Source organism: Mangrovihabitans endophyticus (assembly GCF_014646155.1).
Taxonomy (GTDB): Bacteria; Actinomycetota; Actinomycetes; order Mycobacteriales; family Micromonosporaceae; genus Actinoplanes; species Actinoplanes endophyticus.
Map to the genome: position 1 here is coordinate 1 of NZ_BMMX01000057.1, position 16,373 is coordinate 16,373.

20 protein-coding genes and 1 riboswitch are annotated in these 16,373 nt (G+C 72.1%); of the genes, 14 read left to right on the top strand and 6 right to left on the bottom strand.

Going from position 1 to position 16,373, the window contains the following annotated elements; all coding sequences use genetic code 11:
* Positions 1–340: 340 nt before the first annotated feature.
* From IEY73_RS29975 to IEY73_RS29985, 3 genes are all read right to left on the bottom strand, one after another.
* On the bottom strand, positions 341–1,720 hold the full coding sequence (locus IEY73_RS29975) for a glycine--tRNA ligase (protein WP_189082709.1): 1,380 nt from the start codon (positions 1,718–1,720) through the stop codon (positions 341–343).
* A gap of 72 nt (positions 1,721–1,792) precedes the next feature.
* Positions 1,793–2,275 carry an Rv0361 family membrane protein gene (locus tag IEY73_RS29980; RefSeq protein ID WP_189082735.1) on the bottom strand — a complete coding sequence of 161 codons (483 nt, stop codon included), beginning with the start codon at positions 2,273–2,275 and terminating at the stop codon, positions 1,793–1,795.
* A gap of 107 nt (positions 2,276–2,382) precedes the next feature.
* Positions 2,383–2,724 (bottom strand): antibiotic biosynthesis monooxygenase family protein, encoded by a 342-nt coding sequence (locus IEY73_RS29985; RefSeq protein WP_189082736.1) that lies wholly within the window; start codon positions 2,722–2,724, stop codon positions 2,383–2,385.
* Between the two features lie 34 nt (positions 2,725–2,758).
* Here IEY73_RS29985 and IEY73_RS29990 point away from each other — a divergent pair, with 34 nt between their 5' ends.
* From IEY73_RS29990 to IEY73_RS30020, 7 genes are all read left to right on the top strand, one after another.
* Positions 2,759–3,013, top strand: coding sequence for a hypothetical protein (locus IEY73_RS29990; RefSeq protein ID WP_373292909.1), 255 nt, complete (start codon positions 2,759–2,761; stop codon positions 3,011–3,013).
* Between the two features lie 63 nt (positions 3,014–3,076).
* On the top strand, positions 3,077–4,009 hold the full coding sequence (locus IEY73_RS29995; protein WP_189082711.1) for a metal ABC transporter substrate-binding protein: 933 nt from the start codon (positions 3,077–3,079) through the stop codon (positions 4,007–4,009).
* The gene (locus IEY73_RS30000) at positions 4,006–4,788 is read left to right on the top strand and encodes a metal ABC transporter ATP-binding protein (protein ID WP_189082712.1); all 783 of its coding nucleotides are present in this window, start codon (positions 4,006–4,008) and stop codon (positions 4,786–4,788) included. The genes IEY73_RS29995 and IEY73_RS30000 overlap by 4 nt, the downstream gene beginning before the upstream one ends.
* Positions 4,788–5,678, top strand: a complete 891-nt coding sequence (locus IEY73_RS30005; RefSeq protein WP_189082713.1) for a metal ABC transporter permease — start codon at positions 4,788–4,790, stop codon at positions 5,676–5,678. The genes IEY73_RS30000 and IEY73_RS30005 overlap by 1 nt, the downstream gene beginning before the upstream one ends.
* A gap of 27 nt (positions 5,679–5,705) precedes the next feature.
* Entirely contained in the window at positions 5,706–5,999 is a 294-nt protein-coding gene (locus IEY73_RS30010) for an ArsR/SmtB family transcription factor (RefSeq protein ID WP_189082714.1), read from the top strand.
* Positions 5,996–6,427, top strand: a complete 432-nt coding sequence (locus IEY73_RS30015) for a Fur family transcriptional regulator (protein ID WP_189082715.1) — start codon at positions 5,996–5,998, stop codon at positions 6,425–6,427. The genes IEY73_RS30010 and IEY73_RS30015 overlap by 4 nt, the downstream gene beginning before the upstream one ends.
* 13 nt (positions 6,428–6,440) lie before the next feature.
* Positions 6,441–7,055, top strand: a complete 615-nt coding sequence (locus tag IEY73_RS30020) for a hypothetical protein (protein ID WP_189082716.1) — start codon at positions 6,441–6,443, stop codon at positions 7,053–7,055.
* Positions 7,056–7,116: 61 nt separating this feature from the next.
* On the opposite strand, the gene IEY73_RS30025 is transcribed toward IEY73_RS30020, so the two are convergent.
* The gene (locus IEY73_RS30025; RefSeq protein ID WP_189082717.1) at positions 7,117–7,935 is read right to left on the bottom strand and encodes an alpha/beta fold hydrolase; all 819 of its coding nucleotides are present in this window, start codon (positions 7,933–7,935) and stop codon (positions 7,117–7,119) included.
* Positions 7,936–8,005: 70 nt separating this feature from the next.
* Positions 8,006–8,110: riboswitch (TPP riboswitch) on the top strand.
* A gap of 49 nt (positions 8,111–8,159) precedes the next feature.
* Between IEY73_RS30025 and IEY73_RS30030 the strand changes: the two genes are divergently transcribed.
* The 6 genes from IEY73_RS30030 to IEY73_RS30055 all read left to right on the top strand — a co-directional run bounded on the left by IEY73_RS30030 (position 8,160) and on the right by IEY73_RS30055 (position 13,930).
* Positions 8,160–8,750 (top strand): ECF transporter S component, encoded by a 591-nt coding sequence (locus tag IEY73_RS30030; RefSeq protein WP_373292910.1) that lies wholly within the window; start codon positions 8,160–8,162, stop codon positions 8,748–8,750.
* Between the two features lie 4 nt (positions 8,751–8,754).
* On the top strand, positions 8,755–10,158 hold the full coding sequence (locus IEY73_RS30035) for an ABC transporter ATP-binding protein (protein WP_189082719.1): 1,404 nt from the start codon (positions 8,755–8,757) through the stop codon (positions 10,156–10,158).
* Positions 10,159–10,163: 5 nt separating this feature from the next.
* Entirely contained in the window at positions 10,164–10,958 is a 795-nt protein-coding gene (locus IEY73_RS30040) for an energy-coupling factor transporter transmembrane component T family protein (RefSeq protein ID WP_189082720.1), read from the top strand.
* 107 nt (positions 10,959–11,065) lie between these two features.
* Positions 11,066–12,766: a twin-arginine translocation signal domain-containing protein gene (locus IEY73_RS30045; RefSeq protein ID WP_189082721.1), complete on the top strand. Its 1,701-nt coding sequence runs from the start codon at positions 11,066–11,068 to the stop codon at positions 12,764–12,766.
* Positions 12,763–13,242, top strand: coding sequence for a hypothetical protein (locus IEY73_RS30050; protein WP_229716296.1), 480 nt, complete (start codon positions 12,763–12,765; stop codon positions 13,240–13,242). Before IEY73_RS30045 ends, IEY73_RS30050 begins: the two co-directional genes overlap by 4 nt.
* A gap of 346 nt (positions 13,243–13,588) precedes the next feature.
* Complete coding sequence (locus tag IEY73_RS30055; protein ID WP_189082722.1) at positions 13,589–13,930, top strand: MTH1187 family thiamine-binding protein; 342 nt, start codon at positions 13,589–13,591, stop codon at positions 13,928–13,930.
* On the opposite strand, the gene IEY73_RS30060 is transcribed toward IEY73_RS30055, so the two are convergent.
* Entirely contained in the window at positions 13,920–14,696 is a 777-nt protein-coding gene (locus IEY73_RS30060; protein ID WP_189082723.1) for an isoprenyl transferase, read from the bottom strand. The two genes, IEY73_RS30055 and IEY73_RS30060, sit on opposite strands and share 11 nt — an antisense overlap.
* A complete protein-coding gene (recO, locus tag IEY73_RS30065; RefSeq protein ID WP_189082724.1) occupies positions 14,697–15,467 on the bottom strand; it encodes a DNA repair protein RecO in 771 nt (256 codons plus the stop codon). It abuts the gene before it with no gap.
* A gap of 117 nt (positions 15,468–15,584) precedes the next feature.
* On the opposite strand from recO, the gene IEY73_RS30070 reads away from it, so the two are divergent.
* Complete coding sequence (locus tag IEY73_RS30070; RefSeq protein WP_229716297.1) at positions 15,585–16,370, top strand: DUF4097 family beta strand repeat-containing protein; 786 nt, start codon at positions 15,585–15,587, stop codon at positions 16,368–16,370.
* Positions 16,371–16,373: the final 3 nt, after the last annotated feature.

The window sequence follows — 16,373 nt, forward strand, 5'->3', positions numbered from 1 at the left end:
TCACTCGCAGATCACCAACGACGAACCTACCGATACCAATCCCTCCCGGAACCGGCCCACCTATAGAAGCGTCGACGGGGCGGCGGGGCGGCGGCGGGGCACCGGCGGAGCGGCGGGGCACCGGCGGGGCGGCGGGGAGGCGGGGAGGCGGGGAGGCGGGGAGGCGGGGAGGCGGGGAGGCGGGGAGGCGCGTCGATCTTGACAAAGCTGTGCCCGATTGGGGGCGACATGACCGGCTTGTCGGACCACAAACTCCAAGATCGACGGCAGCAAGGGGGCGGCGGGGTGGAGCGGGGACCCGGCCTGGGCGGGGCGGGGTTGGGGGCGGGGTGGGGGTGGGTCAGCAGCCGGGGAGGCGCTTGATCAAGTAGTCCTCGATCTGGTCCAGGGAAACCCGCTCCTGCTTCATCGTGTCCCGGTCGCGGACCGTCACGGCGTTGTCCTGCAACGTGTCGAAGTCCACGGTGATGCAGAACGGCGTACCGATCTCGTCCTGCCGACGGTAACGGCGACCGATCGCCTGCGAGTCGTCGAATTCCACCGCCCACCGTTTGCGCAGCGTCGCCGACAACTCGCGGGCCTTCGGGGACAGCTCCGGGTTGCGCGACAGTGGCAACACCGCCGCCTTGACCGGGGCCAGCCGCGGATCGAACCGCATGACCGTGCGCTTGTCCACGCCGCCCTTGGTGTTCGGGGCCTCGTCCTCGTCGTACGCCTCCAGCAGGAAGGCCAGCACCGCGCGGGTGAGTCCGGCCGCCGGCTCGATCACGTACGGCACCCAGCGCTCACCCTTCTCCTGGTCGAAGTAGGACAGATCCACTCCGGAGTGCTTGGAGTGCGTGCTCAGGTCGAAGTCGGTGCGGTTGGCGACGCCTTCCAGCTCGCTGAACTCCGTGCCGCCGAACTGGAAGCGGTATTCGATGTCCACGGTCCGCTTGGAGTAGTGCGAGAGCTTCTCCTTGGGGTGCTCGAAGAAGCGCAGATTGTCCTCGGACAGGCCGAGGTCGCGGTACCAGTTCCAGCGCTCGGAGAGCCAGTAGTCATGCCACTTCTCATCCGTTCCGGGCTGGACGAAGAACTCCATCTCCATCTGCTCGAACTCCCGCGTACGGAAGATGAAGTTGCCCGGGGTGATCTCGTTGCGGAAGCTCTTGCCGACCTGGGCGATGCCGAACGGCGGCTTCTTCCGAGCCGTGGTGGCCACGTTGTTGTAGTTGACGAAGATGCCCTGCGCCGTCTCGGGCCGCAGGTAGTGCAGCCCTTCGGCGGTCTCGGTGGGACCGAGGTAGGTCTTCATCAGGCCGTTGAACATCTTCGGCTCGGTGAAGGTGCCCTTGTTGCCGCAGTTCGGGCAGTTCATCTCCTGCAGCGAGGTCGGCGGTGCGCCGTGCTTGGCCTCGTACGCCTCTTCCAGATGGTCGGCGCGGAACCGCTTGTGGCAGGACTGGCACTCGGTCAGCGGATCGACGAACGCCTCCAGGTGACCGGAGGCGGCCCACACCTCGCGGGCGAGGATGACGGCGGAGTCGAGCCCGACGATGTCGTCTCGCTGCTGCACCATCGTGCGCCACCATTGGCGGCGGACGTTCTCCTTGAGCTCCACGCCGAGGGGCCCGTAGTCCCACGCCGAACGGGTGCCTCCGTAGATCTCACTGGAGGGGAAGACGAATCCCCGGCGCTTGGCCAGGCTGACGACGGCGTCGATGCGGTCGGCGGGCAATGTTCCTCCTACGCACGGCTGGATGCCGGCGGGGACGCGAGACTAACGGGACAAAACTCTTTCAGGACAGTACTACCTGACGGAACAGACCTGGAACTCGCCGGTCTTCTGGTTCTGCTCCAGCGAGACGTCCAGGCGTTCGGACGCGCCGTTCTGGTACGTGACATCGACCGGAACCGACAGATCGTTGCTGGTGAGGTCCACGTCGCCGACGTGGTAGTCGGTGATGTGCCGCGCTTGCGACTGCGCCTGGCGGACGAACTCCGCCCGTGACTGCGCCTGCTTGGCGGCGCTGCACAGCGAGTCGTACGCCGCGCCGTAGCGCCGCGCCTTCACGTCGTCCAGGTAGTCGCCGACCACCACGTGTGCCTGCTCGTTGAGCGCGCGGGTGGCCACCACCCCGACGCCCACGGCGGCAGCCGACCCACCGCCGCAGAACAGCAGCACGACAAGCGCACCGATGCCGAACCCGAGCCCCAGACGCAGACCCCGCCCCTCGATCGGCGGTGCCGGGAACGGCGGGGCGACTCCCGGACCGGGCGGCGGCTCGGGCACCGGCGGCGGCCCCGGAGCAGGCGGCGCCTCCCATGCGGTGGCCGGCTCGGACGGGACGTGCGGCGGCGGCGAACCGGCGTCCTGAGTCATGCCGCCCAGCCTACGGCTCAGCGCCCCGGCTCGGCGGCCCGGTCGCTGACGGCGGTCGTCACCGGGCCGCCGGGCGCGGCGCTCGCCAGCGTCTCGAAGGCCGACGGCTCGTCCACCGAACGAGCGAGCAGCGCGGTGGCATGCAGCTTGACGTCGAAAGCGCCCAGCGCGCGCCGGTACGCTCCGACGGACTCCCATTCGGTCACCAGGGTCCACGAGGCGGTGTCCTCGAGGGCGCGGACGAGGCGGCCGGAGTGATAGCCCGGCCGCTGCGCCAGCACGGCGAGCGCCGCGTGCGCCTGGTCGACGAACTCGTCCTGGCCGTCCGGGGAGACGACGAAACGGTTGAGCACCAGCATGGCGATGAGCCTACGCACACCGGAGAGGATCACCGTGACCCCGTCCGACAACCTGTTACGCCGGCTGGCCCGGATCAATCCCACGACCGCGTTCGTGGTGGCGGTGGTGGTGTTGCTGCTCGGGTTGTTCCTGCCCGGCGTGGTCGGGGCGGCGCTGCTGTGCGTGCTGGGCCTGGCGCTGGCCGCGCTGACGTTCACCACATGGCCGGTGCAGCGGCCGGCGGTGCGCGTGGTGCGCCTGGTGCTGCTCACGGTGCTCTTCGCCGCGGTGCTGGCCAAGACCCTGTAAGCGGGGCAAGAGCCGACTCATGCGCTTTTGACAATCATTGTCATTAGCGCGCACAGTTGACGTATGCCCCGCACCATGGCGGCCCTGACGGCCGCGCTGCTCACCCTGCTGACCGTGGCCGGCTGCGCCGCCACGGCCCCGGCACGCGGTGGCGGCGACGGCCCGTTACGCGTGGTCACCGCGTTCTACCCGCTGGAATACCTGGCGCGGCGGATCGGCGGGCCTGCGGTGACGGTCACCGAACTCACCAAGCCGGGCGCCGAACCGCACGACATCGAGCTGAACCCGCGCCAGGTCGGCGACATCGTGGACGCGGGTCTGGTGGTCTATCTGAAGGGCTTCCAGCCCGCCGTCGACCAGGCGGTCGAGCAGGAGGCGGCGGACCGGGCGTTCGACGTCGGCACGGTGGTCGACCTGCTGCCGCTGGACGCACACGATCCGCATCTGCCCGGCGACGAGCACGCCGAGGCGTACGGCGGGCTCGACCCGCACGTCTGGCTGGACCCGGTCCGGTACGCGCAGATCGCCGCCCACCTCGGCGAGCGGCTCGCCCACGCGGACCCGGCACACGCGACGGACTACACGGCCCGCGCCGCCGCGCTGGGCACCGACCTCGACCGGCTGCACGCGGACTACGCCGGCCGGCTGCAGACCTGCGCCCGCCGGGAGATCGTGACAAGCCACACCGCGTTCAACTACCTCGCGCGGCGCTACCGCCTCACCGAGATCGGGATCACCGGCGTCACGCCCGAGGCGGAACCGGCCCCGCGGCGGCTGGCGGAGGTGGCGCAGCAGGCCCGGGACACCGGCGCCACCACCATCTTCTTCGAGACGTTGGTGAGTCCCAAGGTGGCACAGACCATCGCCGACGAGATCGGCGCACGGACCGCGGTGCTGGACCCGCTGGAGGGACAGCCCGCGGGCGACGGCGACTACTTCACGGTCATGCGGGCCAACCTGGCCTCGCTGACCCAGGCTCTGGGGTGTACGAGATGACGGTGCTGACGGTGAGACACGTGGCGGTCGCGTACGGCGGGCGCACCGTGCTGCATGACGTCTCGCTCCGGGTGGACCCCGGGGAGATGGTCGCCATCCTGGGCGCCAACGGATCCGGCAAGTCCACCCTGGTGCGTACGGTGCTCGGGCTGGTCCCCGCCCAGAGCGGCGAGATCGAGCTGTTCGGCGTCGCGCAACGCCGGTTCCGGCAGTGGGCCCGCGTCGGTTATGTGCCGCAACGCATCGGCGCGGGCAGCGGCGTGCCCGCGACGGTCGGCGAAGTGGTCGCCTCCGGCCGGCTGGCCCGGCGCGGCGTACTCCGTCTCCCCCGGCGCGCCGACCGGGACGCGGTGCGCGACGCGCTGCACGACGTCGGCCTGGCCGACCGGGCCGGCGACCCGGTGAGCACCCTTTCCGGCGGCCAGCAGCAGCGCACGCTCATCGCCCGCGCCCTGGCCGGCGAGCCCGACCTGCTGATCCTGGACGAGCCGACGGCGGGCGTGGACGCGGACAGCCAGCAGGCGTTCGCCGAGACGCTGCACCGGTTCCGGCAGCGCGGCGGCACCGTCGTGCTCGTCGCGCACGAGCTCGGACCGCTGGAACCGCTCATCGATCGCGCGGTCGTGGTGCACGGCGGGCGGATCGCGCACGACGGGCCGATCCCGCAGCCTGCCGGGCACCACGCCGGTCCCGGCCACGACCACGTGCACCCGCATGCCATGCCGGAACGGCAGGGCATCTGCGACTGGGCACCCTCCGAGCGGACACGGACCTTCTGATGGACCTCTTCGAATACGCGTTCATGCTGCGCGCGCTGACCGGCGCCCTGATCATCGGACTGGCCGCCCCGGCCCTGGGCACCTATCTGGTGCAGCGCCGCCTGTCGCTGATCGGCGACGGCATCGGCCACGTGGCGCTCACCGGTGTCGGGGTGGGGCTGCTGCTGGAACGCTCGCCGGTGATCACCGCGGTGATCGTCGCGGCGGCCGGCGCGGTCGGCGTGGAGCTGGTCCGCGAGCGCGGGCGCACCTCCGGCGACCTGGCGCTGGCGATGTTGTTCTACGGCGGCATCGCCGGCGGCGTGGTGCTTGTCGGCCTCTCCCACGGCAGCAGCAACGCGAGCCTGATCCAGTACCTGTTCGGCTCGCTGACCACCACGTCGGACGCCGACATCGTGGTGATCTCGGTGCTCGGCGCGGCGGTGCTGGCCGCGATGCTGCTGCTGCGCCCGGCACTGTTCGCGGTCTGCAACGACGAGGAGTACGCGCGGGTCTCCGGACTGCCCGTGCGTACGCTCAATCTGCTGCTCGCCGTGACCACCGCGGTGACCGTCACGATCGCCATGCGCACCGTCGGGTTGTTGCTGGTGAGCGCGCTGATGGTGGTGCCGGTGGCGGCGGCGCAGCAGATCACCCGCGGCTTTCGCACCACCATGACCGCGGCCATGCTGATCGGCTTGGTCTCGGCCGCCGCAGGGGTGGTGGCCTCCGCGGAACTGGACACCGCGCCCGGCGCCACCATCGTGATCCTGGCGCTGGTGGTGTTCGTCGGGCTCACCGCCGGCGCGGCGGCATGGCGGCTGACCGGCGCGCGCACCCGGCGTACGCGCAATGCGGAACCGGCCGGCCTGGCATCGCCGGAACCACCGGATGTGGTGTTGCATGGCTGAGCATTCCCGAGCGGTACGGTGACCGCGATGACGAGCGGATATGAAGGTTACGAGGCCGCGGGCGAGCTGTTGCGTGCCCTGTCCGCGCCGATCCGTGTCGCCATCGTGGCCGAGCTGGGCACCGGCGAGCGGTGCGTGCACGAGCTGGTGGAGAAGCTCGGCGCCCCGCAGCCCCTGGTGTCGCAGCATCTGCGGGTGCTGCGCGGCGCCGGGGTGGTGCGCGGCGCGCGGCGTGGGCGGGAGATCGGATACTCGCTGGTGGACGAGCACGTCGCGCACATCGTGGCGGACGCGGTCAGCCACGCCAGGGAGGTCTTGTGACGCCGGAGCCGGGCGGCGGGCTGCGCAGCACGCGTCAGCGCGCGGCGGTGCACGCGGTGCTCAGCGAGGTCGACGGGTTCCACAGTGCACAGGACCTGCACGCGATCCTGCGGGAGCGGGGCGAGCGGGTCGGGCTGACCACCGTCTACCGCACGTTGCAGGGGCTGGCCGACGCCGGCGAGATCGACGTGATGCGGCCGCCCGGCGGCGAGGCGCTGTACCGCCGGTGCAGCCAGGGCCACCACCATCACCTGGTGTGCCGCACCTGCGGGCAGGCCGTCGAGGTGGCCGGCCCGGCGGTGGAGGCCTGGGCCGACCGGGTGGCGGCCCAGCACGGGTTCGTGGAGGTGTCGCACACCGTGGAGATCTTCGGGACGTGTCCGCGATGCGCGGCGGGCGAGCAGATGCGCGACACCGGCGGGCAGTGAGACGCTGTCGCGCGTGAACCTCTACGCCGACCGGCTGCCCGTCGCGATCCGCCAGCTTCTCACCGACGCCATCGTGGTGGTGTGGGTCTATCTCTGGGTCCGGGCCGGGCTCTGGGTGCACGACATGGTGCTCAAGCTCGGCGTGCCGGGCGAGAAGCTGCAGGGCGCCGGCAACGGCATCGCGGACAACCTGAGCGAGGCGGGCGGCAAGGTGGGCCGGGTGCCGCTGGTCGGCGGCGAACTGACCAAACCGTTCGCCGGCGCCGCGGACGCGGCGCGCTCGCTGGCCGACGCGGGACGCGAGCAGACCGAGATCGTCGGCGACCTGGCACTGATCGTCGCGCTGGCCGTGGTCGCGGTCCCGCTGGCGCTGGTGCTGTTCGGTTGGCTGCCGCTGCGCCTGCGCTGGATGCGCCGGGCCGGGGTGGCCCGGTCGGTGCGCGACCAGCCGGCCGGCCGCGACCTGCTGGCGCTGCGGGCGCTGGCCAGCCGTCCGCTGGACCAGCTCGCCGCGCTCGGGCCGGACATCGCGCAGAGCTGGCGGGCCGGTGACGCGGCCGCGGTGGACGCGCTGGCCACCCTGGAACTCAAAGACCTCGGGCTGCGGCCGCACGGTCGTCGTCGCTGACCCTCCCACCGCTGCTTCCGCGTCTGGTCGCGGATCCGGACCTTCTCCGGCGGCACACGGCTCAGCCCTGGATGCGCCGCAGCGCAGCCTCGGCCAGCGCCGTCGGCGCCTGCTCGGGCACCCAGTGGCTCACCCCGCGCAAGGCCACCAGTTGATAGTCCGCGTCCACCCAGTCGCCGGTGCGCAGCGCCGCCAGACGGCCCACCACCGGGTCCCGGTCGCTCCACACGTATGTGGTCGGCACGGTGACCGTGCCGACGCCAGCCAGTTGCTCGCCGGCCAGCGCCCGGTACCAGTTCAACGCCCCGGTCAGCCGGCCCGGCTCGTCGCGCATCGAGCGCACATACAGGTCGGCGCGGTCGCCGAGCGGGCGCAGCAGAGCCCGCAGCATCGCGCCGCCGCCGGCCAGCAGCGCACGCTCGCCGATCGGGGACCGGAACAGCGCCATGTAGGCGAACCGGGCACGCTGCGAGGGCCGCACCCGCAACGCCATCCGCAACGCGCGGGGATGCGGCACCGACACGGCGGTCAGCGTGCGCACCCGCCCCGGGTGGTTCGCGGCCAGCAGCCAGCCCACCTGCGCGCCCCAGTCATGCCCGATCACGTGCGCCGACTCGATGTCCAGGGCGTCCAGCACGGCGATCGCGTCGGCGGCCGGCTCGGTCAGCAGGTATTCGCGCACCGCCGTGGGCCGCGCGCCGGGCGAGTAGCCACGCTGGTTCAGCGCGTACGTGCGCAGACCGGCCGCGTGCAGCCGGGGCGCCAGCAACTCGAACTCGCGAGCGTCCTGCGGGAAACCGTGCAGCAGGAGCACCGGCGTCCCGTCGGCCGGACCGCCCTCGACCACGTCGAACACGTACCCGCGGGCCTTGATCTCCATGTGACGACTCCCTCGCTGCTCTGGGCCTGTGCCGGACCCTCCGGCGGTGTTAGCTTCTTGTGAAAGTAATGCAATCCGACAGGGGAGCGCACAGCGCTGAGAGTGCGGGTGACACCGCAGACCCTCGTACCTGATCTGGGTAATGCCAGCGCAGGGAGCTCGGTCGTCTCCAGCCGCGCCGCATCCGCCGACGCCGTCGGGCGCGGCGTGCGTCTCCTCCCGGTATGAGCTGGGAGGCAGCCATGAACAATCGTTGGCGCACCATCGACATCGTCGTCGCGTCCGTGGTCGCGGTCGCATTCGGCGTCGTCTTCTGGGCCTGGGGCGTGCTCTGGAGAGGGCCCGCGGAGGCCATCCCGCTGCCCGGCCGGGCCGTCATCTACGGCATGTGGCTGGTGCCCGCGGTGCTCGGCGCGCTGATCGTGCGCAAGCCGGGAGCCGCGCTCTACACCCTCACGCTCGCCGCGCTGGTGTCCGTGGTCCTCGGCACGGCCTGGGGCTGGACGCTGGTGCTGCAGGGCCCATTGGAGGCCCTCGGCGCGGAACTGGCGTTCGCGGCGTTCGGATACCGCGTCTACCGGATGCCGGTGGCGCTGCTGGCCGCCGCCCTGGCCGGCGTGGTCGCCTCGGTCTACGACGCCGTGGTGTGGTATCCGGATTACTCCTGGACCACGATGCGCGTGCCGTACATCCTGATCACCGCCGCGTCGTCGCTGGTCATCGCCGGATTTGGCAGCGTCGCGCTGACCCGGGCGCTGGCACAGACCGGCGTGCTGGACCGGTTCGCGGCCGGGCGCGAGCGACCCGCGGTCTGACGCCGTGTCCGAGGTCGTGCTGCGCGGCTTCGCGTGGCGGCACGCGGGTCGCCGCGCCTGGGCGGTGCGCGGTGTCGATCTGCGCATCGCGCACGGGGAGCGGGTGCTGTTGCTGGGCCCGTCCGGGGCCGGCAAGAGCACCCTGCTGGCGGCGCTGGCCGGGCTGCTGCCGGAGGATTCCGGCGAGGCCGCCGGTGAGGTGCAGATCGACGGCCTGGATCCGCGCAAGGCCCGGGAACGCGTCGGCCTGGTCTTCCAGGACCCGCAGACGCAGTTGGTGATGGCCCGCAGCGGCGACGATGTGGCGTTCGGCCTGGAGAACCGCGCGGTGCCCGCGGAGCGGATCTGGCCGCGGGTGGACGAGGCGCTGCACCGGGTCGGCTTCCGCTATCCCCGGGACCGGCCCACCGCGGCACTGTCCGGCGGCGAGCAACAACGCCTGGCGCTGGCCGGTGTGCTGGCGTTGCGCCCCGGCCTGCTGCTGCTGGACGAGCCGACGGCGAACCTGGATCCGCCCGGCGCCCGCCTGGTGCGTGACGCCATCGCGGGCGCCCGCGATCCGGACACCACAATGATCGTCGTGGAACACCGGGTGGCGGACGCGCTGCCGTTGGTGGACCGCGTGGTGGTGCTGGAGCCGGGCGGCGGCATCCGCGCGGACGGGCCGCCGGAGGCGGTGTTCGCCGAGCACGGCGACCGGCTCGCCGACGAGGGCGTGTGGGTGCCGGGCAGGCCGCTGCCCGCGCACCGCACACCCGCCGCCCCTTCGGTGCGCGCGGACGCCCTGGTGCGCGCGGACGGCGCCGCGGTCCGGGACCGGCTGGCGCCGGTGGATCTGTCCGCGTACGCCGGTGAGGTGCTGGCGATCACCGGACCGAACGGCGTCGGCAAGTCCACCCTCGCGCTACTGCTCGGCGGGCTGCTCGCGCCCACGTCCGGCCGCGTCGAGGCACACCCGGGCGGCCAGCCGCATCGCTGGCGCGCGGCCACCCTCACCGCACGCATCGGGTCGGTGTTCCAGAACCCGGAGCACCAGTTCGTCACCACCCGCGTCGCCGACGAACTGGCCGTCGGGCCGCGTCGCCTGGGCCGGTCCCCCGCGCAGATCGACACCGTCGTGACGCACCTGCTCGACCGGCTGCGGCTGGGCGCGCTGGCCGGCGCCAACCCGTACACGCTGTCCGGCGGGGAGGCCCGCCGGCTGAGCGTGGCGACCGCGCTGGCCACCGCGCCGCACCTGCTGATCCTCGACGAACCCACCTTCGGCCAGGACCGCCGCACCTGGATCGAGTTGGCCGCGCTGCTCGCCGAACTGCGCGACGAGGGACACGGGGTGGTGGCGGTCACCCATGACGTCGACTTCGTGGCAAGCCTCGCCGACCGCGAACGCCGGCTGGCCGCGCCGTGACGCTCATGCTGGAACCGGTCGTCGGCGGCACCGGCCCGCTGGCGCGCCGCAACCCGGTCGCCAAACTGGCCGCCGCGCTCGCCTTCTCCGCGCCTCTGCTGTCCACCGTGGACCCGCTCACCCCGGCGCTCGGCCTGCTGGTCGAGCTCGCCGCGGCGCCGGCTTTCGGCCTGCGGTACGCCACGCTGGCCCGCCGCGCCTGGCCGCTGCTCGTGGCGGCGCTGGGCATCGTCGTCACCATGGTGCTGTTCGCCGCGTCCCGCACCGGGGCCCTGCTGGTCTCCCTGGGCCCGTTCGACGTCACCACCGGGGTGCTCACCGGCGCCCTCGGGCTGGCGTTGCGCATCTTCGCGGTGGCGCTGCCCGGCGTGCTGGTGTTCGCCACCACCGACCCGACGGACCTGGCCGACGCGCTGGTGCAGAATCTGCGCGCGCCGGCCCGCTTCGCCATCGGCGCCCTCGCCGCGTTCCGGCTGGTGCCGCTGCTCGGACACGAATGGCAGATGCTCACGCTGGCGCGCCGCGCCCGCGGGGTGGACGCCGGACGCAACCCCGCGGCGCGGCTGCGCCTGTTCGCGTCCACCGCGTTCGCTCTGCTGGTGGGCGCGTTGCGGCGAGGCGGGCGGCTGGCCGTGGCGATGGACGCACGCGGCTTCGACTCGGGCGTCCCCCGCACGTACGCGCGACGTCAGGTCTTCCGGCGCTCGGATGCTGCCCTGGTCGCGGCGTCGGCGGTGCTGGCCGCGGCGGTGCTGGCGACGAGCATCAGCGTGGGCGTGTTCCGGGGCATCGTGGGCTGAGCCGATCGGCCGTGTTCGCGCATCCGCCATGTCATCGACACCTGTCGTTGGTCGTGCGCCGCGAGATTGACGGCATCACCACACCACCGATCCTCAGGAGCAGTCGGATGGGTCACGGCCACCATCACGCGCATGACCTTCCCGCGAGCGGCGACGTGCCGCCCGCCCTCGATATGAGCATTCCGGACGGCGAGTTGTCGCCGGCCGACGTCTCCCGGCGCGGTTTCCTGCGCGGCGCCGGGCTGCTCGGCGCGGGCGCCGCCGCGTCGGTGTTCGCCCATCCGGGCGTCGCGGAGGCCGCCGGCCTGCCACACGCACACGGCCCGGCCGCCGCGGGCGCGGCGACCGGAGATGTCCAATGGCTCGCCGGCGACCACCACATCCACACGCAATACAGCTCGGACGCCCAGTACCGGGTGATCGACCAGGCCCGGCACGGCCACGCGTACGGCTTGGACTGGATGGTCATCACCGACCACGGCAGCAACGCGCACGCCAAGATCGGCGTGGAGAAGGTCAACCCGGACATCCTGTCCACCCGCGACAAGCTGCCCGGCCTGCTGACGTTCCAGGGCCTGGAGTGGAACATCCCGGCCGCCGAGCATGCCACCGTGTTCGTGCACCCGGGACGCTACGAGGTCGACGTGCTGAAGCGGTTCGAGCAGACGTACGACGGGTCGCAGCTCCCGGGCACCAACACCGAGGGGCAGAACGAGGCCGCCGCCATCGCGGGCATCCAGTTCCTCGGCGAGCAGGTCCGCGCGCGCAAGGTCGAGGGCGCCCTGTTCCTGGCCAACCACCCGGCCCGGCGCGGCATCGACTCGCCGCACGAGATCCGCAACTGGCGCGACGCCGACCCGACCGTGGCGATCGGCATGGAGGGCGCGCCGGGTCACCAGGCCGCCGGCATCCCGGCACCCAACGGTCGCGGCGGCGCCCGTGGCTACTACGACAACAACCCGTCCGCGGCGTCGTTCCCCGGATATCCGATGGAGAGCTACCGCACCTGGGGCGGCTTCGACTGGATGACCGCGACCGTCGGCGGCCTGTGGGACAGCCTGCTCGCCGAGGGCCGCGCGTGGTGGATCACGGTAAACTCGGACAGTCACGTCAACTACCTGGACCAGTCCGAACGGGGGCCGGGCAGCAACTTCGACGCGAACGGCAAGTACAACGACCCGGTCTACACGGGCGTGGTCAACACCGGCGCGGGCGACTTCTGGCCCGGCTTCTACGGCCGCACCAATGTCGGCGCGCGCAACTTCTCGTACAAGGCCGTGATGGATGGCCTGCGCGACGGTCGCATCTGGGTGGACCACGGCCGGTTGATCAAGGGTGTGGACGCGCGGGTCCGGGTAGCCGGCAACGACTCCGGCTCGGGTGTCACCCTCGGCGGGGTGCTGCGCGTCAAGCGTGGTGTGGCGACCGAACTCGTGCTGCGGATCGATCTGCAGGACACGCCGAACTGGCGGCAGTTCGTGCCGGTGCTCCAGCGCGTCGACGTGATCGTCGGAACGGTCACCGGCCCGGTCGCCGACAAGGACGCCTTCACCGCCCCGGACACCCGGGTGGTCACCTCGTTCGAGGTCGCCGCCGGGGCGCGGACGCTCTCCGTCAGCTATCCGCTCGGGCGCCTGGACAAGCCGTTCTACCTGCGCGTACGCGGAACCGACGGCAACCGCACCCAGCCGGGTCTGATGGGCGCGGCGATCGACCCGTACGGTCCCGCGCTGGACGTGGTGGGCGACGCGGACCCGTGGGGTGACCTGTGGTTCTACACTAACCCGATCTGGGTTCTCCCCAAGTGAGCGGCCCAGCGTCGTTCGGGGTCAGCCTCGGGCACCGCGATCTCGCCGAGGCCGACCAGTGGATCGCGTCCCTCGACCCCCGGCCGCAAACGGCCTGCACGCACCTGGTGCGCGAGCCGTTCCCGCACGTGGCGATCACGCTGACCACCACGCACCGGGTGACGTCGCCGCCACACCTCGCGCGGGCGGCCGGCCTGGCCACGGCGGATCCGCGCGGGCGTGCGGTGATCTTCGCCGGCGTGGACCGGCTGACCGGGACACTGACCGTGGCCGAGGTGCTGGCGTGCAGCGCCATCGACGGCGTGGAGATCCTGGGTGGCGGCGCGGCGTCGCCGGACACCGAAGTGGACACCCACGATTTCGTACGGCCACAGTGGCGAGACGGCCGACTGATACTGACGGTGACGCCGGCGGCGGGTGGACGGGTGGTGCCCTTCGAATCAAGGCACCCGACCCCCTGCTGCCCAGCACACTGACCCCCCCCGCACCCCGGCCCGCCCGCCCCCCACCGCCGCGCCACCCCGCGCCACCCCCGCGCCGCCCCCGCGCCGAGGCTCACGCCGATCTTGAACTTAGTGGTCGGACAAGTCGGTTATGCCGCCACGAGTCAGGCACCGTAACTCCAAGATCGTCGCACTGACTGCGCCGATCTTGGCGTTACTGCGTGCGGTCGGTTGATAAGTACCGTTATGTCGGACTCTCGGTGGGGCGGCCGGGGAGGCGGGCGGCGCGGGGCCGGGGCGGGGGGCGCCGCGGCGGCGCAAGGGCGGGGCGGGCGGCGGGCGGCGGGTGCTGAGGCTTTACCGGTGCGAGGATGGGGGCATGCTTGTTGCGTTCTCCGTGTCGCCGCTCGGGGGCGGCGAATCCGTGGGTGATGTGGTCGCCGAGGCCGTGCGCGTGGTGCGGGCGTCCGGCCTGCCGAACCGCACGGATGCCATGTTCACCACCATCGAGGGCGACTGGGATGAGGTGATGGCCGTGGTCAAGCAGGCGGTCGACGTGGTGCAGGCCGCCGCGCCGCGGGTGAGCCTGGTGCTCAAGGCGGACATCAGGCCCGGCGTGACCGACGGCCTGACCGCGAAGATCGAACGCGTCGAACACCACCTGGCCGCGGGGACGTCCACGCCGATCGACGGCGGTGGGACGGGGCCCGTCAGGGGCTGACCGGGTTCGGTATCGCCCCGCCGAAACGCCGGTCTCGGCTCGCGTAGAGCTCGCACGCGTACCACAGGTGACGCCTGTCGAAATCCGGCCACAGGGTGTCCAGGAAGACCAGTTCGGCGTACGCGGACTGCCAGAGCATGAAGTTGGAGGTGCGCTGCTCGCCGGAGGGCCGCAGGAAGAGATCCACCTCCGGGACCTCGGGGTGGTAGAGGTATTTGGCGACCGTCTTCTCACTGATCCGGTCCGGGTTGAGCTTGCCGGCCGCCACGTCCCGGGCGATTGCGGCGGTGGCGTCCGCGATCTCCGCCTGGCCGCCGTAGTTCACGCAGAACTGCAGGGTGAGCGTGCGGTTGCCGCGGGACATCTCCTCGGCGGTGCGCAGTTCGGAGATCACGCTCTTCCACAATCGGCCGGGCCGGCCCGACCACACGACCCGCACGCCCAGGTCGACGAGTTGGTCGCGGCGTCGGCGGATGACGTCACGGTTGAAGCCCATCAGGAAGCGCACCTCGTCCGGCGAGCGTCGCCAGTTCTCGGTGGAGAACGCGTAGGCCGAGAGGTAGGGGATGCCCAGCTCGATGGCGCCCTCGATGGTGTCGAAGAGGGAGTATTCGCCCTGCTCGTGTCCCTTGGTGCGGGCCAGTCCGCGCTCCTTGGCCCAGCGGCCGTTGCCGTCCATCACGATCGCCACGTGCCGCGGCAAGGCGGCGCTGGGCAACTCGGGCGCAACGGCGCCGGAGGGGTGCGGCGTGGGCGGGCGCGGCATCTAGGGACTCTCCCGTCGGTCGACCAGCGGCAGCGAACGCAACGCCCGCTCCATGTGCCATTGCAGGTGGGCAGCCACCAGTCCGCTGCACTCGCGGCGCACCGGCGGCTCGGTGGCGTCGGCGACCGGCCAGTCGCCGACGGTGAGGGCGGACATCAGGGCCAGGGTGGCCGGTGCCGGGTGGGCCGCGCCGGGCGGCCGGCAGTCCGGGCAGACGGCGCCGCCCGCGGGCACGGAGAACGCGGCGTGCCGGCCCGGCTCGCCGCAGACCGCGCACTCGGTCAACGCCGGCGCCCATCCGGCCTGGGACATGCCACGCAGGAGGTAGGCGTCGAGCACCAGCCCGGCGGTGTGCTCACCGGCGGCAAGCGCCTTAACGGCGCCCAGGGTGAGCTGGAACAGCCGCAGCGACGGTTCGCGCTCCACCGGGGTAAGCCGCTCCGCGGTCTCGGCGATGGCGCTGGCCGCGGTGTAACGCGGGTAGTCGCCGAGGAAGCGCTTGCCATACAGCGTGACCGCCTCGACCTGGCTGACCGACTGCAGCGAACTGCCCACCCCCTCGGGCGAACCGGCAAGCTGGAGGTCGACGTGTCCGAACGGCTCCAGCCGCGCGCCGAACCGGGAGGAGGTGCGCCGCACCCCGCGGGCGACGGCGCGCAGGCGGCCGTGGCGCCGGGTGAGCAGGGTGATGATCCGGTCGCTCTCCCCCAGCTTTTGCACGCGCAGCACCACCGCGTCGTCGCGGTAGAGCTGGCGGCGGTATCCGGGCACCTGGTCATTCTGCACTGTGCGTACGACAGACCCTGACCGGCACTCAGGGTCGAATCCGGGGAGCGTCAGTGGCGGGACGGATGGTCCGGGTTCACCGTCGCGCCTAGCGTCTACGGCATGCCCATGACACATGCGCGCCGCGCCGGAACCCTCACTGTCGTCCTCGCCGCCGCGGCGGCGGCCACGCTGGCCGGATGCGATGGTGGCATCGGTGCCACGCTCACCTACGACGACACCGAGAAGACGAAGGTCACCGAGATCGTGCTGACCGGTGGCAGCGGCGACGTCATGATCAAGACGGCCGCGGTCGACGGCACCCACATCAAACGGGTCGTCCGCAACGGCGAGGAACCGCCCCCGACGTACCGGTTGAACGGCTCGGTGCTCACCGTGGACACCGCCTGTGGGGGGCTGTGCTCGGTGTCGTACGAGATCGAGGCGCCGACCGGCGTGGCGGTGCACGGCAGGCTGAGTTCCGGTGAGATCTCCCTGACCGGGGTCGGCGACACGGACGTCACTGTCACGTCCGGCAACATACGCATCCGCGATGCGACCGCGCCGGTACGCCTGGCGGCCCACTCCGGCGACATCGAGGTCCGCGGCTCGACGGCGGCGACGCAGGTGGAGACCACGTCCGGCGACGTGCTGGCGTCCGGTGTGCACGCCTTCCGCGCCCGGTCCACCTCCGGCGACGTGCAGATCGACCTCGCCGTCCCGGCGTCGGTCACCGCGCAGGCGAACAGCGGAAACGTGGACCTCTCCGTGCCGACCGGCCGGTACGCGGTACGCACGTCCACCGGGTCGGGGGACGCCGAGGTGGGCTCCGTGACGAACGATCCGACGTCGCCCCACGTGCTGACGCTGTCGACCAGCAGCGGCGACGTGTACGTCTCCCAGAGGTAGCGC

Coding starts and splice junctions, on each gene's coding strand:
- IEY73_RS29985 (WP_189082736.1), bottom strand. CDS start 2,724: ATGCTGGTGCTCAACCGTTTCGTCGTCTCCCCGGACGGCCAGGACGAG.
- IEY73_RS29995 (WP_189082711.1), top strand. CDS start 3,077: ATGCCCCGCACCATGGCGGCCCTGACGGCCGCGCTGCTCACCCTGCTG.
- IEY73_RS30000 (WP_189082712.1), top strand. CDS start 4,006: ATGACGGTGCTGACGGTGAGACACGTGGCGGTCGCGTACGGCGGGCGC.
- IEY73_RS30005 (WP_189082713.1), top strand. CDS start 4,788: ATGGACCTCTTCGAATACGCGTTCATGCTGCGCGCGCTGACCGGCGCC.
- IEY73_RS30010 (WP_189082714.1), top strand. CDS start 5,706: ATGACGAGCGGATATGAAGGTTACGAGGCCGCGGGCGAGCTGTTGCGT.
- IEY73_RS30025 (WP_189082717.1), bottom strand. CDS start 7,935: ATGGAGATCAAGGCCCGCGGGTACGTGTTCGACGTGGTCGAGGGCGGT.
- IEY73_RS30030 (WP_373292910.1), top strand. CDS start 8,160: ATGAGCTGGGAGGCAGCCATGAACAATCGTTGGCGCACCATCGACATC.
- IEY73_RS30040 (WP_189082720.1), top strand. CDS start 10,164: ATGCTGGAACCGGTCGTCGGCGGCACCGGCCCGCTGGCGCGCCGCAAC.
- IEY73_RS30045 (WP_189082721.1), top strand. CDS start 11,066: ATGGGTCACGGCCACCATCACGCGCATGACCTTCCCGCGAGCGGCGAC.
- IEY73_RS30055 (WP_189082722.1), top strand. CDS start 13,589: ATGCTTGTTGCGTTCTCCGTGTCGCCGCTCGGGGGCGGCGAATCCGTG.
- IEY73_RS30060 (WP_189082723.1), bottom strand. CDS start 14,696: ATGCCGCGCCCGCCCACGCCGCACCCCTCCGGCGCCGTTGCGCCCGAG.
- IEY73_RS30070 (WP_229716297.1), top strand. CDS start 15,585: ATGCCCATGACACATGCGCGCCGCGCCGGAACCCTCACTGTCGTCCTC.